Annotated in this window: 26 protein-coding genes; 15 read left to right on the top strand and 11 right to left on the bottom strand. The window is 61.0% G+C overall.

Translation table 11 applies throughout. The features are described 5' to 3' along the window. Positions 1–150 precede the first annotated feature (150 nt). Both V7787_RS03500 and V7787_RS03495 read right to left on the bottom strand, forming a co-directional pair. Entirely contained in the window at positions 151–1,356 is a 1,206-nt protein-coding gene (locus V7787_RS03500) for a transporter associated domain-containing protein (RefSeq protein WP_010952559.1), read from the bottom strand. A gap of 9 nt (positions 1,357–1,365) precedes the next feature. Further along, positions 1,366–2,175, bottom strand: coding sequence for a cytochrome C assembly family protein (locus V7787_RS03495; protein ID WP_064490840.1), 810 nt, complete (start codon positions 2,173–2,175; stop codon positions 1,366–1,368). A 312-nt stretch (positions 2,176–2,487) separates the two neighbouring features. On the opposite strand from V7787_RS03495, the gene ffh reads away from it, so the two are divergent. The 6 genes from ffh to V7787_RS03465 all read left to right on the top strand — a co-directional run bounded on the left by ffh (position 2,488) and on the right by V7787_RS03465 (position 6,568). After that, the gene (gene ffh, locus V7787_RS03490; RefSeq protein WP_003252139.1) at positions 2,488–3,864 is read left to right on the top strand and encodes a signal recognition particle protein; all 1,377 of its coding nucleotides are present in this window, start codon (positions 2,488–2,490) and stop codon (positions 3,862–3,864) included. 259 nt (positions 3,865–4,123) lie between these two features. After that, the gene (gene rpsP / locus V7787_RS03485) at positions 4,124–4,375 is read left to right on the top strand and encodes a 30S ribosomal protein S16 (protein WP_003252142.1); all 252 of its coding nucleotides are present in this window, start codon (positions 4,124–4,126) and stop codon (positions 4,373–4,375) included. Positions 4,376–4,380: 5 nt separating this feature from the next. Continuing rightward, positions 4,381–4,917: a ribosome maturation factor RimM gene (rimM, locus tag V7787_RS03480; RefSeq protein ID WP_003252144.1), complete on the top strand. Its 537-nt coding sequence runs from the start codon at positions 4,381–4,383 to the stop codon at positions 4,915–4,917. A gap of 3 nt (positions 4,918–4,920) precedes the next feature. Continuing rightward, entirely contained in the window at positions 4,921–5,673 is a 753-nt protein-coding gene (trmD, locus tag V7787_RS03475) for a tRNA (guanosine(37)-N1)-methyltransferase TrmD (protein ID WP_003252146.1), read from the top strand. Positions 5,674–5,715: 42 nt separating this feature from the next. Then, positions 5,716–6,066, top strand: coding sequence for a 50S ribosomal protein L19 (gene rplS / locus V7787_RS03470; protein ID WP_003252148.1), 351 nt, complete (start codon positions 5,716–5,718; stop codon positions 6,064–6,066). A 94-nt stretch (positions 6,067–6,160) separates the two neighbouring features. Continuing rightward, positions 6,161–6,568: an acyl-CoA thioesterase gene (locus V7787_RS03465; protein WP_014592194.1), complete on the top strand. Its 408-nt coding sequence runs from the start codon at positions 6,161–6,163 to the stop codon at positions 6,566–6,568. Between the two features lie 3 nt (positions 6,569–6,571). Here V7787_RS03465 and V7787_RS03460 read toward each other — a convergent pair whose 3' ends face one another. Beyond that, positions 6,572–8,377, bottom strand: a complete 1,806-nt coding sequence (locus V7787_RS03460) for a cation:proton antiporter (RefSeq protein WP_336085684.1) — start codon at positions 8,375–8,377, stop codon at positions 6,572–6,574. 68 nt (positions 8,378–8,445) lie between these two features. Between V7787_RS03460 and xerD the strand changes: the two genes are divergently transcribed. The 6 genes from xerD to V7787_RS03430 all read left to right on the top strand — a co-directional run bounded on the left by xerD (position 8,446) and on the right by V7787_RS03430 (position 14,007). Continuing rightward, a complete protein-coding gene (xerD, locus tag V7787_RS03455) occupies positions 8,446–9,342 on the top strand; it encodes a site-specific tyrosine recombinase XerD (protein WP_003252154.1) in 897 nt (298 codons plus the stop codon). A gap of 153 nt (positions 9,343–9,495) precedes the next feature. Then, on the top strand, positions 9,496–10,239 hold the full coding sequence (locus tag V7787_RS03450) for a thioredoxin fold domain-containing protein (protein WP_049587384.1): 744 nt from the start codon (positions 9,496–9,498) through the stop codon (positions 10,237–10,239). An 83-nt stretch (positions 10,240–10,322) separates the two neighbouring features. Beyond that, positions 10,323–11,627, top strand: a complete 1,305-nt coding sequence (locus V7787_RS03445; RefSeq protein ID WP_003252157.1) for a homoserine dehydrogenase — start codon at positions 10,323–10,325, stop codon at positions 11,625–11,627. Positions 11,628–11,686: 59 nt separating this feature from the next. Further along, entirely contained in the window at positions 11,687–13,096 is a 1,410-nt protein-coding gene (gene thrC, locus V7787_RS03440; RefSeq protein ID WP_010952565.1) for a threonine synthase, read from the top strand. A 130-nt stretch (positions 13,097–13,226) separates the two neighbouring features. Continuing rightward, positions 13,227–13,646, top strand: coding sequence for a response regulator (locus tag V7787_RS03435; RefSeq protein ID WP_104887118.1), 420 nt, complete (start codon positions 13,227–13,229; stop codon positions 13,644–13,646). A 79-nt stretch (positions 13,647–13,725) separates the two neighbouring features. Continuing rightward, positions 13,726–14,007: a DUF3509 domain-containing protein gene (locus V7787_RS03430; RefSeq protein ID WP_003252163.1), complete on the top strand. Its 282-nt coding sequence runs from the start codon at positions 13,726–13,728 to the stop codon at positions 14,005–14,007. Positions 14,008–14,194: 187 nt separating this feature from the next. On the opposite strand, the gene V7787_RS03425 is transcribed toward V7787_RS03430, so the two are convergent. Together V7787_RS03425 and V7787_RS03420 are read right to left on the bottom strand one after the other, a co-directional pair. Next, on the bottom strand, positions 14,195–15,070 hold the full coding sequence (locus tag V7787_RS03425; RefSeq protein ID WP_012053583.1) for a TIGR02285 family protein: 876 nt from the start codon (positions 15,068–15,070) through the stop codon (positions 14,195–14,197). 20 nt (positions 15,071–15,090) lie between these two features. Further along, a complete protein-coding gene (locus tag V7787_RS03420; protein ID WP_010952569.1) occupies positions 15,091–16,290 on the bottom strand; it encodes a CaiB/BaiF CoA transferase family protein in 1,200 nt (399 codons plus the stop codon). A 130-nt stretch (positions 16,291–16,420) separates the two neighbouring features. On the opposite strand from V7787_RS03420, the gene V7787_RS03415 reads away from it, so the two are divergent. Then, positions 16,421–16,963 (top strand): YaeQ family protein, encoded by a 543-nt coding sequence (locus V7787_RS03415; protein ID WP_003252169.1) that lies wholly within the window; start codon positions 16,421–16,423, stop codon positions 16,961–16,963. Between the two features lie 8 nt (positions 16,964–16,971). Continuing rightward, a complete protein-coding gene (gene recJ, locus V7787_RS03410; RefSeq protein WP_020192999.1) occupies positions 16,972–18,681 on the top strand; it encodes a single-stranded-DNA-specific exonuclease RecJ in 1,710 nt (569 codons plus the stop codon). A gap of 92 nt (positions 18,682–18,773) precedes the next feature. Here the strand turns inward: recJ and V7787_RS03405 are convergent, their stop codons facing one another. The 6 genes from V7787_RS03405 to V7787_RS03380 all read right to left on the bottom strand — a co-directional run bounded on the left by V7787_RS03405 (position 18,774) and on the right by V7787_RS03380 (position 21,794). Then, positions 18,774–19,316 carry a hypothetical protein gene (locus V7787_RS03405; RefSeq protein ID WP_336085669.1) on the bottom strand — a complete coding sequence of 181 codons (543 nt, stop codon included), beginning with the start codon at positions 19,314–19,316 and terminating at the stop codon, positions 18,774–18,776. 37 nt (positions 19,317–19,353) lie between these two features. Continuing rightward, entirely contained in the window at positions 19,354–20,040 is a 687-nt protein-coding gene (locus V7787_RS03400; protein WP_336085667.1) for a hypothetical protein, read from the bottom strand. Then, positions 20,037–20,276, bottom strand: coding sequence for a hypothetical protein (locus tag V7787_RS03395; protein WP_336085665.1), 240 nt, complete (start codon positions 20,274–20,276; stop codon positions 20,037–20,039). Before V7787_RS03395 ends, V7787_RS03400 begins: the two co-directional genes overlap by 4 nt. Continuing rightward, the gene (locus V7787_RS03390; RefSeq protein WP_172402836.1) at positions 20,273–20,866 is read right to left on the bottom strand and encodes a 2OG-Fe(II) oxygenase; all 594 of its coding nucleotides are present in this window, start codon (positions 20,864–20,866) and stop codon (positions 20,273–20,275) included. The genes V7787_RS03395 and V7787_RS03390 overlap by 4 nt, the downstream gene beginning before the upstream one ends. Positions 20,867–21,162: 296 nt before the next feature. Further along, a complete protein-coding gene (locus tag V7787_RS03385) occupies positions 21,163–21,441 on the bottom strand; it encodes a DUF3077 domain-containing protein (RefSeq protein WP_047604476.1) in 279 nt (92 codons plus the stop codon). Positions 21,442–21,599: 158 nt separating this feature from the next. Continuing rightward, positions 21,600–21,794, bottom strand: a complete 195-nt coding sequence (locus V7787_RS03380; protein ID WP_256599628.1) for a hypothetical protein — start codon at positions 21,792–21,794, stop codon at positions 21,600–21,602. An 870-nt stretch (positions 21,795–22,664) separates the two neighbouring features. On the opposite strand from V7787_RS03380, the gene V7787_RS03375 reads away from it, so the two are divergent. After that, entirely contained in the window at positions 22,665–23,771 is a 1,107-nt protein-coding gene (locus tag V7787_RS03375; RefSeq protein WP_064490846.1) for an NADH:flavin oxidoreductase/NADH oxidase, read from the top strand. Positions 23,772–23,787 lie beyond the last annotated feature (16 nt).

Genomic DNA, 23,787 nt, shown 5'->3' with positions numbered 1-23,787 from the left:
ATAGCCCAAGGGGGTAGGGGCGGGGCGGGTACTGTTCGGGGGTGTTGACGCAGGACCGCAGGGCGTATCAGTGGAGCGGACTGGCCGTGGAGCGCCGGGTGCGGGTAGCGGGCGTGACGGCGGGGCTGGGTAAGCGTGACCCGAGTATAGCTATCGGGTCACGGTCCACACCAGTACCTTGCTGGCGCAATTGTCCTCTGTTTCAAGGATTTCCAGGCGATAGCGGCCTATTTTCAGGCAAACAGCGCTTTCCGGGATGCTTTCCAGCGCCTCGGTGACCAGCCCGTTGAGGGTTTTCGGCCCGCCGTCGCAGGGCAGGTGCCAGCTCAGGGTGCGGTTGATTTCGCGTAACGAAGCGGTGCCATCGATGACGAAGGTACCATCGGGTTGCGGGTGCACATGCGGGTTTTCCAGGCTTTGCTCGTCCTCGAACTCGCCTACGATCTCTTCGAGAATGTCTTCCAGGGTGACGATACCCAGTACTTCGCCGTACTCGTCCACCACCACGCCCAAGCGGCGTTGCTGCTTGTGGAAGTTCAACAACTGCATTTGCAGGGGCGTGCTTTCCGGTACGAAATAAGGTTCGTAGCAGGCGCTGTGCAGCGCTTCCAGGGTCAGCTCGGCCTTGGGCAGCAGGTGGCTGATCAGCTTGGTGTTGAGGATCGCTTCGACCTGGTTGATGTCGTTGTGGTAGACCGGCAGGCGGGTGTGGCGGCTGACGATCAGCTGCTCGACGATGCGTTCGATCGGCTCGTCGAGGTTGATGCCATCCACTTCGTTGCGCGGCACCAGGATGTCGTTGACGGTGATCTTGTCCAGCGACTGCAGGCCGTCGAGCAGACCCTGGCGAGGTGCTTCGTGCTGTTCATCCTCATCGAAGTCGTCGGCCTCCTGCGTGTGCAGGGCCACCGCCGTGGGCTGTGCCCGGAACGGGCGCAGAATCAGCTTGGCGGCGCCGTCCAGCAGGCAGGCCAGTGGCTGCAGCAGTGCAAGAGGCACTTTCAGAAGGCTGGCACCAAGGCTCACGAACGCCTGCGGGTTACGCCGGGCCAGGCGCCGCGGCAGGTACTCGGCAAACACCAGCAAGGTGAGGGTCGCGGCCAGGCCTGCCAGCCAGAAGCCGTGCTCGCCACTCTGGCGCTGGCCCACCAGGCAGGCCAGCCCCAGCACCAGCAGCTTGCCCAGGCTGGCGCACAGCACCAAGGCCTGGGCTGGCAGCACGGGATGGCCGTCTTCGCCGGCGCGCAGTGTGCCATTGAGCTGCAGGCGGGCAGCCTCCACGGCAGTGAACAGTGCTGACCACAAAAGGGCCAGTGCCAGAGTGCCGAATAGCGGTGCGTACGGCAGGGTGTCCATGGGCGGCCGTCAGATATGCAAGATGAATTCGCGAACCAGCTTGCTGCCGAAATAGGCCAGCATCAGCAGGCAGAAACCGCTCAGCGTCCAGCGGATGGCCATGTGGCCCCGCCAACCCAGGCGGGTGCGGCCCCACAGCAGCACGCTGAACACCACCCAGGCGACACAGGCCAGCAAGGTCTTGTGCGCTAGGTGCTGGGCGAACAGGTTGTCGAGGAACAGCCAGCCGGAGATCAGCGACAGCGACAGCAGGCACCAGCCGGCCCAGAGGAAGCCGAACAGCAGGCTTTCCATGGTTTGCAGTGGCGGGAAGTTGCGGATCAGCCCGGACGGGTGCTTGTTCTTCAGCTGGCGGTCCTGCAGCAGCAACAGCAGCGACTGGAACACCGCGATGGTGAACAGCCCGTAGGCCAGGATCGACAACAGGATGTGCGCAAGGATGCCGGGTTCTTCGTTGATCAGCGGTACCGTGCCGGGGGGGGCGAACTGGGCCAGCAGCGCGGTCACCGCACCCAGCGGGAACAGCAGCACCAGCAGGTTTTCCACGGGTATGCGCAGGCAGGCCAGCAGGGTCAGGGAGATGACCGCCACGGCGATCAGGCTGGCGGCGCTGAAGAAGTCCAGGCTCAGGCCCAGCGGGGTGATCAGCTGGAAGAACAGTGCACCGGCCTGGGCCAGGACCGCGATGGCACCCAGCAGGCCAAGCAGGCGCTTTTCGGCCTTGCGGCCCTGGGACAGGTATGAGCCCTGGTAGATGGCCGCCGCTATATATAGGCCGGCTGCGATCAGGTTGGGGATGAGGCTGGGTGAGGAGACCATAAGTCCTGGTTGGCGAGCCTTTAAAGAGACGGAGTTTGGCATAGATTCCGCTGATCAAGGAAGACTGAAGGCTTGTGTCGGGGCATTCGTGGGCACGCCCGCTCCCACAGGGATGGCGCAGGCCTGCAAGCAGTGAGGATCCTGTGGGAACGGGCGCGCCCGCGAAGAGGCCAGCACAGCCACCGAATATCTACCAAGGTGTGCGTCGCCGCTGCACTTCGCTATAATCGCCGCCTTGCTGTGCCCGGCGGGTGTGTGTTTCCCCCCTGGCACCTGACAAACCTCGGCTTTACTGGGCCTGAAAGGATCACCATGTTCGAAAACCTGACCGACCGCCTGTCACAGACGCTGCGCCATGTCACCGGCAAGGCCAAGCTGACCGAAGACAACATCAAGGACACGCTGCGCGAAGTGCGCATGGCGCTGCTCGAGGCCGACGTTGCCCTGCCGGTAGTCAAGGATTTCGTCAACAGCGTCAAGGATCGTGCGGTCGGGACCGAGGTGTCGCGCAGCCTGACTCCGGGCCAGGCATTCGTGAAGATCGTCCAGGCCGAGCTGGAAAGCCTGATGGGCGCGGCCAACGAAGACCTCGCACTGAACGCCGCCCCGCCTGCCGTCGTGCTGATGGCGGGCCTGCAGGGCGCGGGTAAGACCACCACCGCCGGCAAGCTGGCGCGCTTTCTTAAAGAGCGCAAGAAAAAGAGCGTGATGGTGGTGTCTGCCGACGTCTATCGTCCGGCGGCGATCAAGCAGTTGGAAACACTGGCCAACGATATCGGCGTCACCTTCTTCCCGTCCGATATCAGCCAGAAGCCGGTGGCCATCGCCGAAGCCGCCATCCGTGAAGCCAAGCTGAAGTTCATCGACGTGGTCATCGTCGACACCGCCGGCCGTCTGCACATCGACGCCGACATGATGGACGAGATCAAGGCGCTGCACGCTGCCGTCAAACCGATCGAGACGCTGTTCGTGGTCGACGCCATGACCGGCCAGGACGCTGCCAACACCGCCAAGGCCTTTGGCGAGGCGCTGCCGCTGACCGGTGTGGTGCTGACCAAGGTTGACGGTGACGCCCGAGGCGGTGCTGCGCTGTCGGTACGTGCGATCACCGGCAAACCGATCAAGTTCATCGGTATGGGTGAGAAGACCGAGGCCCTCGAGCCGTTCCACCCCGACCGTGTCGCTTCGCGCATCCTCGGCATGGGCGACGTGCTCAGCCTGATCGAGCAGGCCGAGCAGACCATCGACAAGGCCAAGGCCGACAAGCTGGCCAAGAAGCTGAAGAAGGGCAAGGGCTTCGACCTCGAAGACTTCCGTGACCAGCTGCAGCAAATGAAGAACATGGGCGGCCTCGGCGGCCTGATGGACAAGCTGCCAAGCATCGGCGGGGTCAACCTGTCGCAAATGGGTAACGCCCAGGGCGCGGCCGAAAAGCAGTTCAAGCAGATGGAAGCGATCATCAACTCCATGACCCCGGCCGAGCGCCGCGACCCTGACCTGATCAGCGGTTCGCGCAAGCGCCGTATTGCGTTGGGTTCCGGTACCCAGGTGCAGGACATCGGCCGGCTGATCAAGCAGCACAAGCAGATGCAGAAGATGATGAAGAAGTTCTCTGCCAAAGGCGGCATGGCCAAGATGATGCGCGGCCTCGGTGGGATGCTGCCAGGTGGCGGCATGCCAAAGCTGTAACCCCTGATCCGGGTGCCTGCCTTTTGTCGGGCAGGCGCCCAGAACCCCCGCTGTAGCGGGGCAACAGCCGCGAATTTCGCGGCGCAACCGGCAAATCTGGACGGCAGGGCGAGGCCTTGCCGAAAAAGTCATTTGCAAATGTCCGTGTATTCCCCGAGAATATGCGGCCTTTTGGGCACCCGTGTGCCTATTTGGCATTCAGATTTGCAGTACCAGCTGCTGTATCAACTGCAGCACCGACTATAGGAACGATGTTCACATGGTAACCATTCGTCTGGCCCGTGGCGGCTCGAAAAAGCGCCCATTCTACCACCTGACCGTGACCAACTCGCGTAACGCCCGTGACGGCCGTTTCGTTGAGCGCGTAGGTTTCTTCAACCCAATCGCTGCTGGCGCCGAAGTTAAGCTGTCGGTCAACCAAGAGCGCGTCACCTACTGGCTGAGCCAGGGTGCACAGCCGTCTGAGCGTGTTGCTCAGCTGCTGAAGGAAGCTGCCAAGGCCGCTGCCTGAATAGTATGAACGCGACGCCAGAAAAGGCTGACGACCTCATCGTCGTTGGCAAGATTTTTTCGGTTCACGGCGTTCGCGGCGAGGTGAAGGTGTATTCCTTTACCGATCCGATTGAAAACCTGTTGGATTATCCACGCTGGACGCTTCGGCACGAAGGCAAGGTAAAGCAGGTCGAGCTGGTCAGCGGTCGTGGCTCCCAAAAGGGCCTGGTCGTGAAGCTGAAAGGTCTCGACGATCGCGATGAAGCCCGTCTTCTGAGCGGTTACGAAATCTGCATCCCGCGGAGCCTTTTGCCCAACCTGGCTGCCGACGAGTACTACTGGTACCAGTTGGTAGGTCTGAAGGTCATCAACCAGGACGAACAACTGTTCGGCAAGGTCGATCACCTGTTGGAGACCGGTGCGAACGATGTAATGGTGGTCAAGCCCTGCGCAGGCAGCCTGGATGATCGCGAGCGTCTGTTGCCCTATACGGAGCAATGTGTGCTGGCAATCGACCTCGAAGCAGGCGTGATGCGGGTCGAATGGGACGCGGACTTCTAAACGATGGGTAACCTTCGCGTAGACGTCATCACGTTGTTCCCCGAGATGTTCTCGGCCATCACGGAGTACGGCATTACCAGCCGCGCGGTGAAACAAGGGTTGCTTCAGGTGACTTGCTGGAACCCGCGGGACTACACCACAGATCGTCACCACACGGTAGATGATCGGCCGTTTGGCGGTGGTCCGGGCATGGTGATGAAAATCAAGCCTCTGGAAGACGCCCTGGTTAGCGCCAGGCAGGCGACCGGAGCAGCGGCGAAGGTGATCTACCTTTCGCCACAAGGCCGCAAGCTGACTCAGCAGGCGGTCAAAGGCCTGGCCGAACAGGAATCGTTGATCCTGATCGCCGGTCGTTATGAAGGCATCGACGAGCGCTTTATCGAGGCTCATGTCGATGAGGAGTGGTCGATTGGCGACTATGTGCTTTCCGGTGGCGAGCTGCCGGCCATGGTACTGATCGATGCGGTTACGCGACTGCTGCCCGGAGCTTTAGGGCATGTGGACTCGGCGGAAGAAGATTCCTTCACCGACGGTCTGCTCGATTGCCCGCACTACACCCGGCCTGAGGTGTATGCGGATCAGCGTGTTCCCGACGTGTTGCTAAGTGGCAACCATGCACATATCCGGCGTTGGAGGATGAAGCAGTCCCTTGGTAGGACCTTCGAACGACGCGCCGATCTTCTGGAAAGTCGCTCGCTTTCTGGAGAAGAGAAGAAGCTGCTCGAGGAATATCTCCGCGAGCGGGACGATAGTTAAACGTATCGATGGTGGATCGCGTATCCATCTTAGGAGCACAGCATGACCAACAAGATCATCCAGCAGCTCGAAGCCGAGCAGATGAGCAAGGAAATCCCAACCTTCGCACCAGGCGACACCGTTGTCGTTCAGGTTAAAGTGAAGGAAGGTGAGCGTTCCCGTCTGCAGGCGTTCGAAGGCGTCGTTATCGCCAAGCGTAACCGCGGTCTGAACAGCGCCTTCACCGTGCGCAAGATCTCCAGCGGCGTTGGCGTAGAGCGTACCTTCCAGACCTACAGCCCGCAAATCGACAGCCTGGCCGTGAAACGTCGTGGTGACGTGCGTAAAGCCAAGCTGTACTACCTGCGCGACCTGTCCGGCAAAGCCGCTCGCATCAAGGAAAAACTGTCCTGAGTGCAGTTTGCCCGGTGGCCGAGGCCGCCTAGCGAGAAAAAAGCAGCCTTCGGGCTGCTTTTTTGCGTTTTGAAACCCCGAAAATGTGATTGCCATGACGACCCGAGACCAGGAAATCCAGCGCCGCACCGAACTGTCGGTGACCCGCGTGACCAAGGCGGTGTTCCCCAATACCACCAACCACCACAACACCCTGTTCGGCGGCACCGCCCTGGCCTGGATGGACGAAGTGTCGTTCATCGCTGCCACGCGTTTCTGCCGCCTGCCGTTGGTGACCGTGTCTACCGACCGCATCGATTTCAAGCACCCGATTCCGGCGGGCTCGATCGTCGAGCTGGTGGGGACGGTGATCAAGGTTGGCAATACCAGCCTGCAGGTGCAGGTGGATGTGTTTGTCGAGAACATGTACCTGGATGGCCGTGACCGGGCGATCCATGGGGTGTTCAGCTTCGTCGCCATCGACGAGGACAAGCGCCCGGTGCCCGTGCTGCCAGGCGCCTGAGTATCACGGCTCTGGTGCTGGCTCGATCAATGCCACCAGGGTCCAGCCCGGTTGTGGCTGCAACGGGTTATCAGGGCTGGCTACATGGACCCAGCCCTGGCCATCGCGGGCGAACAGCAAGTGTGCCCGCTCGCCATGCAGCGCCTGGTAGGCATCCCAGCCAAAGCCTTCGGTCAGGTTGGTGCTATACAGCTCGGCGCCCTGATGCATGCGGTTGGCCAGTTGCAGGTAGGTCATCGGCTTGGCCCCCAATAGATGCCCACGGTGTTCTTCGGCCGCCCGATGCTTGTCGCTACGTTGTTTCTCCAGACCACTGGCTAGCACGAACAGCCGGCTGTGGCCGAAATCATGACGGAACCTGGCGCAGGCCAGGGCATTGATTTCGCCGGCGGGAGAGAGGCCCAGCAAGTGCCCGAGGCCGACCAGGTCAAGATGGGCGTCGGCATGCTGCGAGGCCGGGTTGCCAAAGTAGGTCGTGAGCCCGTCCATGCGTGCGGCGCGGATGTTTTCCCAGCTGGAGTCCGTCAGCAAAACCCGGCAGCCCAGGTGTTGAAGGGCTTTGGCAATGGCCCGGGCCGGTTCGTTGGCACCGACGATGAGAAACCCGCTGGGTGCCGGTTCGGCGACCTTGAGCAGGCGTGCCAGCGGCCTGGCCGTGGCGCTTTGCAGTACCACCGTGCCGATGATGACCGCGAAGGTCAACGGTACCAGCAGCAAGGCATCCTGGTGGCCGGCCTGGTGCAGGCGGATGGCAAAAATGGCTGAAACGGCCGCCGCGACGATGCCGCGTGGCGCAATCCAGGCCAGCAGCGCGCGCTCCCGCCAGTTGAGTGTCGAGCCCAGTGTGGCCAGCCAGACGTTGAGCGGGCGTGCCAGCAGCTGGATCACCAGCAACAATGTCAGCACAGCAGGGCCAAGGCCTAGCAGGGCATGCAGGTCAAGGCGTGCAGCCAGCAGGATGAACAGGCCGGAAATCAGCAGGACACTGAGGTTTTCCTTGAAGTGCAGGATCTGCCGCACATCAACCCCGCGCATGTTGGCCAGCCACATGCCCATCACGGTCACGGCAAGCAGCCCGGACTCGTGCATGATCTGGTTGGCGGCGATGAATATCCCCAGTACCGCCGCCAGTGACGCGAGGTTGTGCAGATACTCTGGTAGCCACTGTTCGCGCATGATTTGCCCCAGCAGCCAGCCCCCCGCCGCGCCCAGGGTGGTGCCGCAGAAGAGCACACCGGCGAAGGTGATGAGGCTCTGGCTCAGGCCGTTACCCTCGGCGCTGGCGATGATGAAGCTGTAGACCACCACGGCGAGCAGCGCGCCGATGGGGTCGATCATGATCCCTTCCCAACGCAGGATGTTCGCGATCGCTGCCTTTGGCCGCACCACGCGCAGCATGGGCACGATCACCGTGGGGCCGGTCACCAGGGTCAAGGTGCCGAAAAGAATCGCCAGCGGCCAGTCGAACCCGAGCAGCCAGTGGGTTGCCAGTGCAATCACCAGCCAGGTGACCAGTGCACCCACCGTGACCAGGCGATGCACCACGCTGCCAATCTCGCGCCACTGCGACAGGTGCAGGGTCAGGCTGCCTTCGAACAGAATCAGCGCCACCGACAGCGACACCAGCGGCATCAGCAATGGGCCGAACAGCGCCTCGGGGTCGAGCCATCCCAGCGCTGGGCCGGCAAGGATCCCGGCCAACAACAGAAACAGAATTGCCGGCAACTTCAGGCGCCAGGCCAGCCACTGGCAGGCGAGCGCCGCTGCGCCGATGCCGCCCACACTCAGAAGGATCTGCTGTTCGCTCATGCGGGCTCCCTATGCCGGCGTTGTTATGAAAGACTAAGCGCCATTTCGTCGTTTGCCACCGAGATTTCATGCCCGCCCTCGACCACCCCCTGATCGACCAGTTCCTTGACGCCCTATGGCTGGAAAAAGGCCTGTCCGACAACACCCGCGTGTCCTACCGCAGCGACCTGGCCCTGTTCAATGGCTGGTTGCAGGAGCATTCGGTATCGCTGCCGGACGCCGGCCGCGACCTGATCCTCGATCACTTGGCCTGGCGCCTGGATCAGGGCTACAAGCCACGTTCCACGGCGCGTTTCCTCTCCGGCCTGCGCGGCTTCTTCCGTTACCTGCTGCGGGAAAAGCTGGTGGCCATCGACCCGACCCTGCAGGTCGACATGCCGCAATTGGGCAAGCCGCTACCCAAGTCGCTGTCCGAAGCCGACGTCGAAGCCCTGTTGCAGGCTCCGGACCTGGGCGAAGCCATTGGCCAGCGCGACCGTGCCATGCTCGAAGTGCTCTACGCGTGCGGCCTTCGGGTTACCGAACTGGTCAGCCTGACCCTCGACCAGGTCAACTTGCGCCAGGGTGTGCTGCGGGTGATGGGCAAGGGCAGCAAGGAGCGTCTGGTGCCCATGGGTGAAGAGGCGGTGGTGTGGTTGGAGCGCTACCAGCGCGATGGCCGCGCCGAACTGCTCAATGGCCGGCCCAGCGACGTGCTGTTCCCCAGTCAGCGCGGCGAGCAGATGACGCGCCAGACCTTCTGGCACCGTATCAAACACCACGCACGGGTTGCCGGCATCGACAAGCCGCTGTCGCCGCACACCCTGCGGCATGCCTTCGCCACCCACCTGCTCAACCACGGTGCCGACTTGCGGGTGGTGCAGATGCTGCTGGGCCACAGTGACCTGTCGACCACACAGATCTATACCCATGTCGCCAAGGCCCGCCTGCAGCAGTTGCACGCCCAGCACCACCCGCGTGGATGAATGTTTTTCATGTTCCGCCGACCGGTCCTTGCGACCCCCTTCACTTGCAGCGTGATGTGGTAGGCTTGGGCGGTTTGCACCAAGGGCCGCACGGTCACCGCGTATTTTCCGCAGGTGGCGCCCTCCGGCCCCTGTCCGCCTTCAGGAGTTCCCATGCGCGTGACCCAGTTTTTCGCCGCCGCCGCGTTGGCGCTGGCCAGTACCTTTGCCGTTGCCGCGGCAACCGATAGCAACGCCGGTGCCGAGCAGGCCATCCGTAAATCGTTGCAGAACCTCGAACTGGAAGTGCCTGTGGAAAGCGTGGCCAGCAGCCCGCTCAACGGCCTCTATGAAGTCAAGCTGCAGGGCGGCCGCGTGCTGTACGCCAGCGCTGACGGCCAGTTCGTGATGCAGGGCTATCTGTTCCAGATCCAGGACGGCAAGCCGGTCAACCTCACCGAAAAAACCGAACGCCAAGGTATCGCCAAGCTCATCAACGGCATTCCAGCCGGCGAGATGGTGGTTTATCCTGCCAAAGGCGAGACCAAGTCGCACATCACCGTATTCACCGACACTACCTGCCCGTACTGCCACAAGCTGCACGCCGAAGTGCCCGAGTTGAACCGTCGCGGTATCGAAGTGCGCTATGTCGCCTTCCCGCGCCAGGGCCTCGGTTCGTCGGGTGACCAGCAGTTGCAGGCGGTGTGGTGCTCCAGCGACCGCCGTGGGGCGATGGACAAAATGGTCGAAGGTGAAGAAATCAAGGCCGCCAAGTGCAGCAACCCGGTCAGCAAGCAGTTCCAGCTGGGTCAGTCGATCGGGGTCAACGGCACGCCGGCCATTGTTCTTGAAAGCGGCCAGGTCATTCCGGGCTACCAGCCGGCACCGCAGGTCGCCAAGCTGGCACTTGCCAAGTAATCCAGTTCAGTACGCCGTCGTCATGGGGTGACGGCAAGTTTCACGGTCGGCAAACGTGTCGGCCGTTCAATGGGGAGTTCACAGTGAAACCGGTCAAAGTAGGCATCTGTGGGTTGGGGACCGTCGGTGGCGGAACCTTCAATGTACTTCAGCGCAACGCCGAGGAGATTGCCCGCCGTGCCGGGCGCGGTATTGAAGTGGCACAGATCGCCATGCGCTCGCAGAACCCGAACTGCCAGATTACCGGTACCCCCATTACCGCTGACGTGTTCGAAGTTGCAAGCAACCCGGAGATCGACATTGTCATCGAGCTGATCGGTGGCTATACCATCGCCCGCGACCTGGTGCTGAAGGCCATCGAAAACGGCAAGCACGTGGTCACCGCCAACAAGGCGCTGATTGCCGTGCACGGCAACGAAATCTTCGCCAAAGCCCGCGAGAAGGGCGTGATTGTCGCGTTCGAGGCGGCCGTAGCCGGTGGCATCCCGGTGATCAAGGCCATCCGCGAAGGCCTGTCGGCCAACCGCATCAACTGGCTGGCTGGCATCATCAACGGCACCGGCAACTTCATCCTCACCGAAATGCGTGAGAAGGGCCGTGCCTTCCCGGACGTGCTGGCTGAAGCCCAGGCGCTGGGCTACGCCGAAGCCGACCCGACCTTCGACGTAGAAGGCATCGACGCTGCGCACAAGCTGACGATCCTGGCGTCCATCGCGTTCGGTATCCCGCTGCAGTTCGACAAGGCCTACACCGAAGGTATCACCCAGCTGACAACGGCAGACGTGAACTACGCCGAGGCCTTGGGCTACCGCATCAAGCACCTGGGTGTGGCGCGTCGCACCGCCGAAGGTATCGAGCTGCGCGTGCACCCGACGCTGATCCCGGCCGACCGCCTGATCGCCAACGTCAACGGTGTGATGAACGCTGTCATGGTCAACGGTGATGCTGCCGGCTCCACCCTGTACTACGGTGCTGGCGCGGGTATGGAGCCTACCGCTTCGTCAGTGGTCGGCGACCTGGTCGACGTGGTCCGTGCCATGACCTCCGACCCGGAAAACCGTGTGCCGCACCTGGCCTTCCAGCCAGACTCGCTGTCGGCCCACCCGATCCTGCCGATCGAAGCCTGCGAAAGCGCCTACTACCTGCGCATCCAGGCCAAGGATCACCCGGGCGTACTGGCCCAGGTCGCCAGCATCCTCTCGGAGCGCGGTATCAACATCGAGTCGATCATGCAGAAGGAAGCCGAGGAACAGGACGGCCTGGTGCCAATGATCCTGGTGACCCATGGCGTGGTCGAGCAGCGAATCAATGACGCCATCGTCGCCCTGGAAGCCCTGCAAGACGTGGTCGGCAAGGTTGTGCGCATTCGCGTCGAGCAGCTCAACTAACAAATATTGCCGACGGGCCGCCCGCGCGGCCCCGGCCCCAGCATCGAAGGTTTGCACCCATGCGCTATATCAGTACCCGCGGCCAGGCACCGGCCCTGAATTTCGAAGACGTGCTGCTGGCTGGCCTGGCCAGCGACGGCGGCCTCTACGTGCCGGAAAACCTGCCCCGCTTCACCCAGGAAGAAATCGCCTCGTGGGCCGGCTTGCCCTACCACGAGCTGGCCTTCCGCGTGATGCGCCCGTTCGTCGAAGGCAGCATCGCCGACGCCGACTTCAAGAAGATCCTCGAAGAAACCTACGGCGAGTTCGCCCACGCTGCGGTCGCCCCGTTGCGTCAGCTGAACAGCAACGAGTGGGTGCTGGAGCTGTTCCACGGCCCGACCCTGGCGTTCAAGGACTTTGCCCTGCAGTTGCTCGGCCGCCTGCTTGACCATGTGCTGGCCAAGCGCAACGAGCGCGTGGTCATCATCGGTGCCACCAGCGGTGATACCGGTTCTGCCGCGATCGAAGGCTGCCGCCGTTGCGACAACGTCGACATCTTCATCCTGCACCCGCACCAGCGTGTGTCGGAAGTGCAGCGCCGCCAGATGACTACCATCTTTGGCGACAACATCCACAACATCGCCATCGAAGGCAACTTCGATGACTGCCAGGAAATGGTCAAGGCCAGTTTCGCCGACCAGTCGTTCCTCAAGGGCACCCGCCTGGTCGCCGTCAACTCGATCAACTGGGCGCGGATCATGGCCCAGATCGTCTACTACTTCCATGCAGCCCTGCAGCTGGGTGGCCCGGCGCGCTCGGTGGCGTTCTCGGTACCGACCGGCAACTTCGGCGACATCTTCGCCGGCTACCTGGCGCGCAACATGGGCCTGCCGGTCAGCCAATTGATCGTCGCCACCAACCGCAACGACATCCTGCACCGCTTCATGAGCGGCAACCAGTACGTCAAGGAAACCCTGCACGCGACCCTGTCGCCGTCGATGGACATCATGGTCTCGTCCAACTTCGAGCGCCTGCTGTTCGACCTGCATGGCCGCAACGGTGGTGCGATTGCCGAGCTGATGGCCAACTTCAAGCAAGGTGGCGGCTTCAGCGTCGAGCAAGACCGCTGGACCGAAGCCCGCAAACTGTTCGACTCGCTGGCTGTCAGCGACGAGCAAACCTGCGAGACCATCGCAGAAGTGTTCGCCGCCACCGGTGAAGTGCTCGACCCGCATACCGCAATCGGCGTCAAGGCTGCCCGCGAGTGCCGCCGTAGCCTGGACACGCCAATGGTGGTGCTGGGTACCGCGCACCCGGTCAAGTTCCCGGAAGCGGTGGAGAAGGCCGGTGTGGGCAAGGCGCTGGAGCTACCCGCGCACCTCAGCGACCTGTTCAGCCGTGAAGAGCGTTGCACTGTACTGGCCAACGACCTGAAGGCTGTACAGGGCTTTGTCAGCCAGCACGGCAACCGCGGCAAGCCGCTGTAATTGCATGGCGTTTGGGGCTGCAGAGCAGCCCCAACGTCTCAGCCTTTTCTCTCAGGTCTATCAGAAACATCCTATTCGGTCCGCCGAGCACCCCGCATAAATTAGCCGGTCCTCCCAACAGGAGCGGCTCATGCACCAGCCCTATGTGTTGATCCACCAGGCTCGCCCGTCCCACCAGATCCTCTTGCACCAGGCGCTTAACGGCCAAGGCGTCTTCAACGTGCGCATCAGCGAGAGCATCGCTGACCTCGACGCCTGCCTCTGTGCTGAGCGTCGCCCCGACCTGCTGATCCTCGACCACGCCATGCCAGCCCGGGCCGGCCTTGCTCTGTTCGCCCAGCCGCAGCGAGCGCGCGCATTGCTGTTCGTCGGCCAGCCTGCCCCAACGCGTCAAAACCTTGCCCAAGAGGCCAGGAAGCGCGGCATGTGGGTGCTCGACGAGTTGCCCTGGCCGCTGTCGATGCCACGCCTGCAGCAGGCCTTGCAAACACTGCAGGTGCGCCCAGGGAGGCGTATTCAAACTGTCATGCCAGCCCCGCATGCTCACTGAAGCGGGCGCGGTTTGACGAACTTTCTGCGGCGCCTGCTGGTCAGTTACTTTAGGTCCCACCACGCAGCGAGTGATCCGGATGGAAAGAATCTGCAGCCTGCTCAACGAAGCCCTGACGCCCTATCAGACCCACCTCGGCATCGCCGATCCCAGTGGTAATCGCCAACTGACCGTTCACGACCCTCTCTCAGGTATTACCTTGCGGCGCACGGTTAGCGAGCGCCAATTGCAGGAGCAACGCCTGCTGATCGACCTCGTGGACGGCCTGCACCGAGACCTGCAGATAGCTGAGGGGCGGTTGCAGCCGTGTGTCATCGCAGCATTGCAGCATCGCCAGCAACCGCAGGGAACCTTTGCCTGAGTGGTTTATCAGACAGTGTAAGGGCAGCCAGCCAGTGCTTTGCTCCGGCGCTGGCAAGGCCGTCACGGGAAGTCCTCAAGGGCTTTCGCTTGACCCCGGGCGTCTTCCCCAGCGCCTGGGGTTTCTTTTTCTGGGCAGGCACGTATCCCTCGGCTGCTCCTGCAACGACCGTGCAGACCGGTTAGGCTTATTTGTCCTCAAAGAAACGCCGGCTTTCCTCCAGATAGTCCTCCCGCAATGCCAGGTCCAGCCAGCGGGCATACAACCCTGGCAACACATCCCGGCGCAGGGTGGGCAGCAACTGGTCGATGTGGGCAACTGCCGCACGCCCCAATTCGCTGTCTGAACAGCCCACATGCAGAAACTGGTAGCGATTCACGCCCTGTACAGTATGAAACTGGTAGTCAGCCAGTGACCCGCCCTGTTGTTGGATCAGGTAGCGCACTTCAGGCCAGTAGCCGAGCACCAGGCGCAGGCGCCCCAACTGCTGCATCTGCAGCAGGTTGGCGGTGGCCTCGTTGCCGTAGTGGCGGCTGAGCGCGCTGTCGGGTAACTGGCGCAAGATGCTGTCAATCTGCGTGCCGTAGCTGCGTTCCGCGACAATCCCAAGCTTTAGCGGGGCCTTGCTCAGCAGGCCATGCAAGTCCACCTGCTGGCCGTCGAGGTAGGGTGCCACCAGCGCCTGGTTTTCCTTGCGCAACACCAGGCCGCCGCTGAGCACGCCCAGCGATGGAACAGAAAAATGCACATATTTGGCCCGTTCCGGTGTCCACAGCAGGGTTGGGTCGCAGGTGAAGGTGTCACGGTCTTGCAGCATCTGCAGGCTGCGGGCGCGGTTGACCCGCACGATGCTGTGTTCGTACTCGGGCATTTGCCTTATCAGCAGCGGTAACAACTGGTCGATGACCCCCCGGCCTTCTTCCGGGCCATCAAAAATGGTGAACGGTGGCAGGTCGCGTACCAGCCAGAAGAGGTGCTCCTTGGCATGTGCGGGCTGCAACAGCAACGCAGGTAGCAGCCCGCAGAGCAGGACCAGGTGGCGTAGGCAGCGGGGCGCGCACATGGAACCGGTCAGCGCCAGGATCAGACCGTGCCCGCTGCGCGCAGGCTGGCGATGGCCGCTGCGTCGTAGCCCAGGCTGCCGAGCAGCGCCTCGGTATGCTCGCCCAAGGCCGGGCCGACCCATTCGCTAGAGCCGGGAGTCTCCGACAGCTTGGGCACGATGCCGGGCATGTGGAATGGCTTGCCATCCGGCAACTTGGCCTGCAGGAACATCTCGCGTGCCAGGTACTGGGGGTCGTTGAACATGTCTTCGGCCGAATAGATACGGCTGGCCGGCACTTCGGCAGTGGTCAGCACCTGCATCAGTTGCTCCAGTGGGAGGCTGTTGGCCCAGCGGTCGATTACCCCATACAACTCGTCACGACGCAGGTCGCGGCCGTCGTTGCTGGCCAGGGTCGGGTCGTTGGCGAGGTCATCGCGACCGATGGCCTGCATGAAGCGCTTGAAGATCGCATCACCGTTGGCGCCGATCTGTACATGCTTGCCGTCGGCGCTTGTGTGGATGGAGGAGGGCGTGATGCCTGGCATGATGTTGCCGGTGCGTTCGCGGATGAAACCGAACACATCGAATTCCGGGACCATGCTCTCCATCATGGCAAAGATCGCCTCGTACAGGGCCACGTCCACCACCTGGCCCTGGCCGCCATTGACTTCCCGGTGGCGCAGCGCCATCAGCGCGCCGATCACCCCCCACAGGGCGGCAATCGAGTCACCGATGGAAATCCCCGTGCGCACTGGCGGGCGGTCATCGAAACCGGTGATGTAGCGCAGGCCGCCCATCGACTCGCCTACGGCACCGAAGCCTGGCTGGTCTTTCATCGGCCCGGTCTGGCCAAAGCCCGACAGGCGCACCATCACCAGACGCGGGTTCAGCGCATGCAGCACATCCCACCCCAAACCGAGTTTTTCCAGCACGCCCGGGCGAAAGTTTTCGATCAGGATGTCGGCCTCGGCCAGCAGGCGCTTGAGGATATCGCGGCCCTCGGGGTGCTTGAGGTTAAGGGTGAGCGACTGCTTGTTGCGGGCCTGCACGAACCACCACAGCGAGGTGCCCTCGTACAGCTTGCGCCACTTGCGCAGCGGGTCGCCGCCATCGGGGGATTCGACCTTGACCACTTCGGCGCCGAATTCGGCACAGATACGCGAGGCGAACGGCCCTGCGATCAGGGTACCGAGTTCGACAACTTTAAGGCCGGCGAGGGGTTTGCTGGGCGTCGACATGGGGTGTCCGTGGCAGTTGGGCAGAGCCGTGGTTTTATCACACGTCGGTTTCGCCGGGTACTGCTGCGGGGCATGGAGGGTGCGGATGGGTTAGACTGTGCCACTTTCTTTTGCACGAAGCCCGTCGACCATGGCCCAGCCGTCCACCACCTACAAGTTCGAATTGAATCTCACCGACCTTGATCGCAACGTCTACGAAAGCGTCAAACAGACTATCGCTCGGCACCCTTCGGAAACCGAAGAGCGCATGGCCGTTCGTTTGTTGGCGTACGCGCTCTGGTACAACGAGAACTTGTCGTTTGGCCGCGGCCTGTCGGATGTCGATGAGCCAGCGTTGTGGGAAAAGAGCCTGGACGATCGCGTGCTGCACTGGATTGAAGTTGGCCAGCCCGATGCCGATCGCCTGACCTGGTGCTCGCGTCGTACCGAACGCACCAGCTTGCTGGCTTACGGCAGCCTGCGAGTGTGGGAGGGTAAAGTGGTGAGCGCGGTCAAGAACCTGAAAAACCTGAGCATTGCCGCTGTGCCGCAAGAGGTGCTGGAAACCCTGGCGACCGACATGCCGCGTAGCATCAAGTGGGACGTGATGATCAGTGAAGGTACGGTATTCGTGACTGACGACCGTGGCCAGCATGAAGTCCAACTGCAGTGGCTGCTCGGTGAGCGTGGTTGAAGCAACCCATGCGTATCGAACCTCGCCCGCTGCCGCCGACCCTGCCATTTCTGGGTAACCTGCCACCCTTGCTGACCCGCCTTTACGCCGCGCGCGGCGTGCAGAGCGAGGCCGAGCTGGACAAAAGCCTGGCACGCCTGCTGCCCTACCAGCAGCTCAAGGGCATCGAGGCCGGTGTGGACCTGCTGGTCGAAGCCATCGACCAGCGCCAGCGCATCCTCATCGTCGGCGACTTCGATGCCGACGGTGCCACCGCCAGCACCGTCGGGGTGCTGGGCCTGCGCCTGCTGGGTGCGGCCCATGTCGATTACCTGGTGCCCAACCGCTTCGAGTACGGCTACGGCCTGACCCCGGAAATCGTCGAGGTGGCGCTGCAGCGCCAGCCGCAGTTGCTGATTACCGTGGACAACGGCATTTCCAGTGTTGATGGGGTGGCAGCCGCCAAGGCCGCCGGGCTCAAGGTGCTGGTCACCGACCACCACCTGCCGGGCGAGCAATTGCCCGATGCCGATGCCATCATCAACCCCAACCAGCCGGGCTGCAGCTTTCCGAGCAAGTCACTGGCCGGGGTAGGGGTGATCTTCTATGTGTTGATGGCCCTGCGCGCTCGCTTGCGCAGCCTTGGGCGCTACGAGGCGCAGCCACAGCCGAACATTGGCGAACTGCTCGATCTGGTGGCGCTGGGCAGTGTTGCTGACGTGGTGCCGCTGGATGCCAACAACCGCATCCTGGTGCACCAAGGCCTCGAGCGCATCCGCGCCGGCCGAGCCCGACCGGGGCTGAAGGCCATTCTCGAAGTGGCCCGCCGTGATCACCGGCGCATCACCTCGACCGACCTCGGTTTCATCCTCGGCCCGCGGTTGAACGCCGCAGGGCGGCTGGACGACATGAGCCTGGGTATCGAATGCCTGCTGTGCGAAGACGCGGCGCTGGCCCAGGACATGGCCCAGCAACTGGACGACCTGAACCAGGACCGCAAGTCCATCGAGCAGGGCATGCAGCGCGAGGCCCTGGCCCAGCTCAAGGACCTGCCGGTCGAGTCGATGCCGTATGGGTTGTGCCTGTTCGATGCCGACTGGCACCAGGGCGTGATCGGTATTCTGGCTTCGCGCTTGAAGGAGCGTTACCACCGGCCGACCATCGCCTTCGCCGATGCTGGTGATGGCATGCTCAAAGGCTCGGCGCGTTCGGTGCCGGGCTTCCATATTCGCGATGCGCTGGATGCCGTGGCGGCGCGCCATCCGCAGTTGATCAGCAAGTTCGGCGGCCACGCCATGGCGGCAGGGTTATCGTTGCCCGAGGCCAATTTCCCGGCATTTGCCGAGGCGTTCGATGAAGAGGTGCGGCGTCAACTGCGCGAAGAAGACCTGACCGGCCGGCTGTTATCCGACGGTAGCCTGGCGGTCGAGGAATTCCACCTCGACCTGGCCAAGGCCCTGCGCCACGCCGGGCCTTGGGGCCAGCACTTCCCGGAGCCGCTGTTCCATGGCGTGTTCCAGTTGGTGGAGCAGCGTGTGGTTGGCGAACGGCACCTGAAAGTGGTGCTCAAGAGCGAATGTGGCTCGGTGCGGCTGGATGGCATTGCCTTCGGCATTGACCGCGAAGTGTGGCCAAACCCGACGGTGCGCTGGGTGGAGTTGGCGTACAAGCTGGATGTGAACGAGTTTCGCGGTAATGAGAGTGTGCAGTTGATGATTGCGCATATGGAGCCGCGCTGAGTTTAGCGTCAGGTGCCTGCCTTGGATCTTGCGCTGGGGCACAAATCGAGCGCCGCCCGCGCGGCGCTCGATCTCCCAGGTGCTGCTCAGGTTCAGTTGCACTCCTTTCTGGGGCGGTAGTAGATCGCCGCTGCCGCAATCAAGATGCTGATGCCGATAAATGAGAAAATGATAACTGCTAATGTGGTCTCCCGGTTTCTTACATGGGTGACATGTGCCGCCATTGCAGAATCATAAAGAAACATTCCATTAGGAGCGATTAAGCGCTGAGCCGTTGCAGCGCTTTTAGAGGTTGCTATGTCAACAAAGAGTGGCGTATTTAGGTCCAGGCTCGCTGCATCATAGTATATTTTGTCTGCATAAAGATGAGCGTTGTGGTGCTTTCCATTTGAAGTTTTAAACTTGATGCTGAACGTATAAAGAGATTTGTCGCTATCCCAGGTTTCAGGCTTGGAGGTGAGAAAGGCTGGAACTCGCGACCATAACTCTTCATTGGTGTTTTTGTGTTCGCGCCACATGAATGTGAAGCTGGTGCCTAGGGTGAGATTTATAAGTCCGCCTATTAATAGCGCTTTGGCTTGTTTGTGAGGCGGGAGTTCACGTATGAGTTTTAGCGATTGCTGCCAGATATTCATATCGGCCCGTTACGGCGTGGAGGGTTTTACAGGTTGGCTAGAAGTACTGATCCTGCTGCGCGCTGCTACAGCATATGTAGTTATCTTGATTGTCCTGGTTGTCGTCAATAGGTACGGTAATTGATGGTGCTTGGTCGGGTGACTTTATACCATCTATACTTTCTATGCTTATAGTCAGTGTTGCGTCAGGGGCAGATATGTCAGGGGTAGATGTCACCGCTACTGAGTTGCTGCTGGAGTTTCCGCTAAGGGGAGGCGGTTGCGTTGAATTGAAAGTCTCGCTCCCTGTTGGGGCGGTGTGAGCCTGGCTGCTATCTGGAAAACTTAGTGGTTCGGTGCCTAGGGATATTTCTGAAGAGTCAGAGTTCCAGTTAACGGTTGTGATCATTCCCTGGTGGGTGGAAAGTATCTGGTCAGGTGAAGCGAGTGTGAAGTCAGGCGCAATCCGTGGCGCGGTAAAACCAGTAAGGTCACCTTGACTCAGCAGGCTGGTAAAGAGTGGAGCCATCTTGTCGTAAGCTGCTTTAGCCAGGTCAGAATTGAAGATGCTATAGAGTGTGGCGGTTACGCCCACGACTGTGGCCCCTCCAGCAATTAAAGGTGCTCCGGCCAGAATGGCGAACGAGGCCACGATGCCTGCGACGTTGCTTGCCAAACTTATGACATCTCCGCTCTTAATTTCCGCGCCCTCTTTGAGGTCTGCCGCGACTTTCAGGAAGGTCACGTGCCAGAAAGGGTATTGGTAACAATGTTAATGAAGGGTACAGCACCTATCGGGAGGTGAGTGACGGAGACTACTGAGGCTATCGCCGTAGTTGTCTGTGCTGTTTGGATGACTAGTGAAAATCCGGTTTTATCTGTGTTGAATTGGTCGTGGATTGCTGCTGCTCCCCCAGTTTGATTGATGGGTTTTGCCGTTTTATCTATTACTGCTACTATCAGTTCGGCGCGTGTGCTCATTGTTTAATATCCTTATTCATGGTCTTGAAAGCGATAGTGATTCGCAATTTGTCGCAGTCAACGGTGGGCGCTCTGGCTCTGTGCGGTATGTGTCCGTCGAAAATCGCTATGCGTCCCGGCTTTGGTTGTATGGCAGCGATGGTGTCATTCTTCTGCTGATCGAATAGAATCAGTTCGCCGCCCCATGTGGTTTCCCACTGGGCATTGCAGAAGAGGACTGCGGTTTTTCCTGGTTCAATTGATTTGTTATCTCTATGAATAGGACTGTCTTGGCCGAAAGTCTGGCCGTTTGCGTAAACACCCAGCAGCAAACAGTCACGCATGTGAGCAAGCTGCGTGCGCCTCCAAATATCAAGTAGAAAGCCCCAATGGCTGTCGCTGGCCAGTTCATGCTCGCAGCACTCCAGTGAAGTACGTTTGCTACCGGCTATGAAGATGTGCCAGCAAGGACGTGCGAGGGGAATTGTATTAATGGGCCAGCCATATCTCCATATTGCACCCGAAAATGAATTTGTGAGTAAATTTTGCTCGTGTTCAGTAATGAACTTATCTAATACTTTCGGTTTTTCTGTAAAGGGGATATCCGTCATTGACTCAACTCGCGAGCGTGGAGGTCGGGTTTGTGCTAACTGCGTGATTGGCTTCATTGGTCGCCGTGACGTGGTGGACAATAGTATTTGAGAGGCAGAACAGCGATAGGAGGAGGGAGATGTTGCTTGAGAAGAATTTCCCAAGAGAACGTAGAACTTTAAGTAATAGGCTGTAGGATTTTTCTAAGATGCCCGGTAGGCCGGGTGGAAAGGGTTGTCGTGGGTGGTACTACCCTAGCGCTTAAAGGGCGGTCGACTTTTGCTGATTACAGTCAGACCGCGGAATGAAGGAGGTTTCAGTCACCCAACGGTTTATGCGTCATGCCCAGCTCGGCATCATCCATTAGTGCCTTGGCCATGGCACTCAGGTAATGGGATGCCCAGATCATCATCGGTTTTTCATCCATCAGACCGATGATGGTCAGCTCTCTTACATAGCCCATCAACTCCGATGCCTGCTCGCGGGCATCCCGGCAGGGAATGCCTGGCTCGATGCGGAACAGGGGATGGGTCTGGTGTTCGCCTTGGAAGAAGGTGGTTTTGCCGACAGTGAATTGGGTGTCGTCTGTGGTCATCGATTCCTCTCCTGAAATTTCCTGATTGCCTGTTCTGGCCTCTTCGCGGCGGTTCGACGCCTCGATGAACCCGCTCCCACAGGTCAGGCGCAAGCCTTGGAGCCTGTGATGACCCTGTGGGAGCGGGTTCACCCGCGAAGAGGCCAGCAAATCTAACCTCAATGAAGGCTGGTACTCCGCTCCAAGGCGAGTGACAGCGCATCCGCCTGACCCCAGGCAATCTGCATGGCACGCAGCCCATTCACCAGCGATTCCCGGGTGCGGTCATCTTCGATGGCATCGAGGGTTCGGTGGCAATGGTTATAGGCGAGCATCAGGTAATGGGTGATCTTCACCACATGATCGATGGGCACGATGCCATCGCTGACGGCGTTGGTGAGGGTCTTGTCGGAGGGAAGGTCGAAATGATGGGGTGGGTCGGGGGACGATCTTTTTCATAGCAATTCCTTGAAGATTTAAGGAGTTGCCACCGCCGTTTCCACACGAAGGGCGGCAACTGTACACGGGGTGGAAAACCGGTCTTCAAGGAACCCCGGTAGGCCATACGGCCTCCCGTGTACAGCTGCCATTACGACAGGCACTTGAAGATTGACCGGGTTTCCACACCCGCATCGCTGATGCTTTCAGCGACACGAAAAGCCTAAAGGGCGGTGTTTCCAGGAACAATCAGACGCGAGTCGACAGGGTCTGTAGGATATTTTCCTCAGCTAGGCATCGCCAGCTCATATGTGTAGGAAACGTCTGATACATGCGTCGGACCATTCAGAAATTCCGGGGCCGTACTAAGGCCATTAAGTGCCTGCCTTGATTCTTGCAGGAGCGCCGCCCGCGCGGCGCATCGCGGATAAATCCGCTCCTACAGTTTGTTTCGGGCCAGTCACTCCTGTGAGGCCACCGCTGTTCGCCTTGTTTGTTCCCTTCGATATCGAGGTGGGCACCACTGCTTTTCATCGGTCTTCAGCCATGCATCAAGGCGGTCCCTGTTGGCGGCACAGGAGTGATTGGCCCGAAACAGATGTAGGAGCGGATTTATCCGCGATGCGCCGCGCGGGCGGCGCTCGATCTCACAGGCGCTGCAAACCTTTCGGCGAACCCCTCGCCATCCCACAGAACCTTCCCCCCCACCAATCTGGTCTAGTCTCATTAATGACCGGCACCGGGCCAGGGATGTGCACTTGAGTGTCCGGGCCGGATCACCATTGGAGTCCTTGGGAGGTGCCCTCATGAGCCTGCTGCTCGAGCCTTACACCCTGCGTCAGCTGACCTTGCCCAACCGCATCGCCGTGTCACCAATGTGCCAGTATTCCGCCGTCGATGGCTTGGCCAACGACTGGCATCTCGTCCATTTAGGCAGCCGCGCCGTCGGTGGCGCCGGCCTGGTAATCACTGAAGCCGTAGCGGTGACCGCCGATGGCCGTATCACAGCCGAAGACCTGGGCCTTTGGGACGACGCCCAGATCGCGCCGTTGCAGCGCATCACCCGCTTCATCAGTGCCCAGGGGGCCGTGCCTGGCATCCAGCTGGCTCACGCCGGGCGCAAAGCCAGTACCTACCGCCCGTGGCTTGGCAAACAAGGCAGCGTCAAACTGGAGGAGGGCGGCTGGCAGCCGGTGGGGCCGTCGAAGATCGCCTTCGATCCGCAGCACACACCTCCACGCGAGTTGAGCCAGGACGAGATCCAGGAGGTGATCGCCGCCTTCGTCGCCTCGACCGAGCGCGCCTTGAAGGCTGGATTCAAGGTGGTGGAAATCCATGCTGCCCATGGCTACCTGCTGCACCAGTTCCTGTCACCGCTGAGCAACCAGCGCCGTGATCAATATGGCAGTTGCTTCGAAAACCGTATCCGCCTGACCCTGGAGGTGGTCGAGGCCGTGCGCAAAACCTGGCCTGCCGAATTGCCGCTGTTCGTGCGGGTATCGGCTACCGATTGGGTAGAGGATGGCTGGAACCCGGATGAAACCGTCGAACTGGCACGCCGCCTGCGGAGTTTGGGCGTGGATCTGATCGATGTTTCTTCTGGTGGCACCTCGGTCAACGCCGAGATCCCCACCGGCCCCGGCTACCAGACCCGCTTTGCCGAGCGCGTGCGCAAGGAATCGGAAATCGCCACCGGCACCGTGGGCATGATCACCGAACCGGCCCAGGCCGAGCACATCCTGCGCACCGGCCAGGCCGATATCATCTTCCTCGCCCGCGAACTGTTGCGCGACCCGTACTGGCCACTGCATGCCGATGACGACCTGGGCGGCAACAAGGCCACCTGGCCTGCGCAATACCAGCGTGCGACCAGCCGCGCCAACCCGATTCACGAGTCGGATTTGCGCGACTGACCCATGCCTTGCGCGG

This window comes from Pseudomonas sp. CGJS7 (assembly GCF_036961695.1).
The sequence above is the reverse complement of the archived record's forward strand: the minus strand, read 5'-3'. Positions and strand labels throughout refer to the sequence as shown.

What these genes read in the sequence shown, in the direction of transcription:
- V7787_RS03425 (WP_012053583.1), bottom strand. Translation starts at nt 15,070, where the DNA reads ATGTGCGCGCCCCGCTGCCTACGCCACCTGGTCCTGCTCTGCGGGCTG.
- V7787_RS03415 (WP_003252169.1), top strand. Translation starts at nt 16,421, where the DNA reads ATGGCCCAGCCGTCCACCACCTACAAGTTCGAATTGAATCTCACCGAC.
- rpsP (WP_003252142.1), top strand. Translation starts at nt 4,124, where the DNA reads ATGGTAACCATTCGTCTGGCCCGTGGCGGCTCGAAAAAGCGCCCATTC.
- rimM (WP_003252144.1), top strand. Translation starts at nt 4,381, where the DNA reads ATGAACGCGACGCCAGAAAAGGCTGACGACCTCATCGTCGTTGGCAAG.
- V7787_RS03430 (WP_003252163.1), top strand. Translation starts at nt 13,726, where the DNA reads ATGGAAAGAATCTGCAGCCTGCTCAACGAAGCCCTGACGCCCTATCAG.
- V7787_RS03450 (WP_049587384.1), top strand. Translation starts at nt 9,496, where the DNA reads ATGCGCGTGACCCAGTTTTTCGCCGCCGCCGCGTTGGCGCTGGCCAGT.
- V7787_RS03405 (WP_336085669.1), bottom strand. Translation starts at nt 19,316, where the DNA reads ATGAATATCTGGCAGCAATCGCTAAAACTCATACGTGAACTCCCGCCT.
- V7787_RS03385 (WP_047604476.1), bottom strand. Translation starts at nt 21,441, where the DNA reads ATGACCACAGACGACACCCAATTCACTGTCGGCAAAACCACCTTCTTC.
- V7787_RS03500 (WP_010952559.1), bottom strand. Translation starts at nt 1,356, where the DNA reads ATGGACACCCTGCCGTACGCACCGCTATTCGGCACTCTGGCACTGGCC.
- V7787_RS03435 (WP_104887118.1), top strand. Translation starts at nt 13,227, where the DNA reads ATGCACCAGCCCTATGTGTTGATCCACCAGGCTCGCCCGTCCCACCAG.
- V7787_RS03375 (WP_064490846.1), top strand. Translation starts at nt 22,665, where the DNA reads ATGAGCCTGCTGCTCGAGCCTTACACCCTGCGTCAGCTGACCTTGCCC.
- recJ (WP_020192999.1), top strand. Translation starts at nt 16,972, where the DNA reads ATGCGTATCGAACCTCGCCCGCTGCCGCCGACCCTGCCATTTCTGGGT.
- V7787_RS03395 (WP_336085665.1), bottom strand. Translation starts at nt 20,276, where the DNA reads ATGAGCACACGCGCCGAACTGATAGTAGCAGTAATAGATAAAACGGCA.
- V7787_RS03420 (WP_010952569.1), bottom strand. Translation starts at nt 16,290, where the DNA reads ATGTCGACGCCCAGCAAACCCCTCGCCGGCCTTAAAGTTGTCGAACTC.
- V7787_RS03460 (WP_336085684.1), bottom strand. Translation starts at nt 8,377, where the DNA reads ATGAGCGAACAGCAGATCCTTCTGAGTGTGGGCGGCATCGGCGCAGCG.
- thrC (WP_010952565.1), top strand. Translation starts at nt 11,687, where the DNA reads ATGCGCTATATCAGTACCCGCGGCCAGGCACCGGCCCTGAATTTCGAA.
- ffh (WP_003252139.1), top strand. Translation starts at nt 2,488, where the DNA reads ATGTTCGAAAACCTGACCGACCGCCTGTCACAGACGCTGCGCCATGTC.
- rplS (WP_003252148.1), top strand. Translation starts at nt 5,716, where the DNA reads ATGACCAACAAGATCATCCAGCAGCTCGAAGCCGAGCAGATGAGCAAG.
- V7787_RS03465 (WP_014592194.1), top strand. Translation starts at nt 6,161, where the DNA reads ATGACGACCCGAGACCAGGAAATCCAGCGCCGCACCGAACTGTCGGTG.
- trmD (WP_003252146.1), top strand. Translation starts at nt 4,921, where the DNA reads ATGGGTAACCTTCGCGTAGACGTCATCACGTTGTTCCCCGAGATGTTC.
- V7787_RS03390 (WP_172402836.1), bottom strand. Translation starts at nt 20,866, where the DNA reads ATGACGGATATCCCCTTTACAGAAAAACCGAAAGTATTAGATAAGTTC.
- V7787_RS03495 (WP_064490840.1), bottom strand. Translation starts at nt 2,175, where the DNA reads ATGGTCTCCTCACCCAGCCTCATCCCCAACCTGATCGCAGCCGGCCTA.
- xerD (WP_003252154.1), top strand. Translation starts at nt 8,446, where the DNA reads ATGCCCGCCCTCGACCACCCCCTGATCGACCAGTTCCTTGACGCCCTA.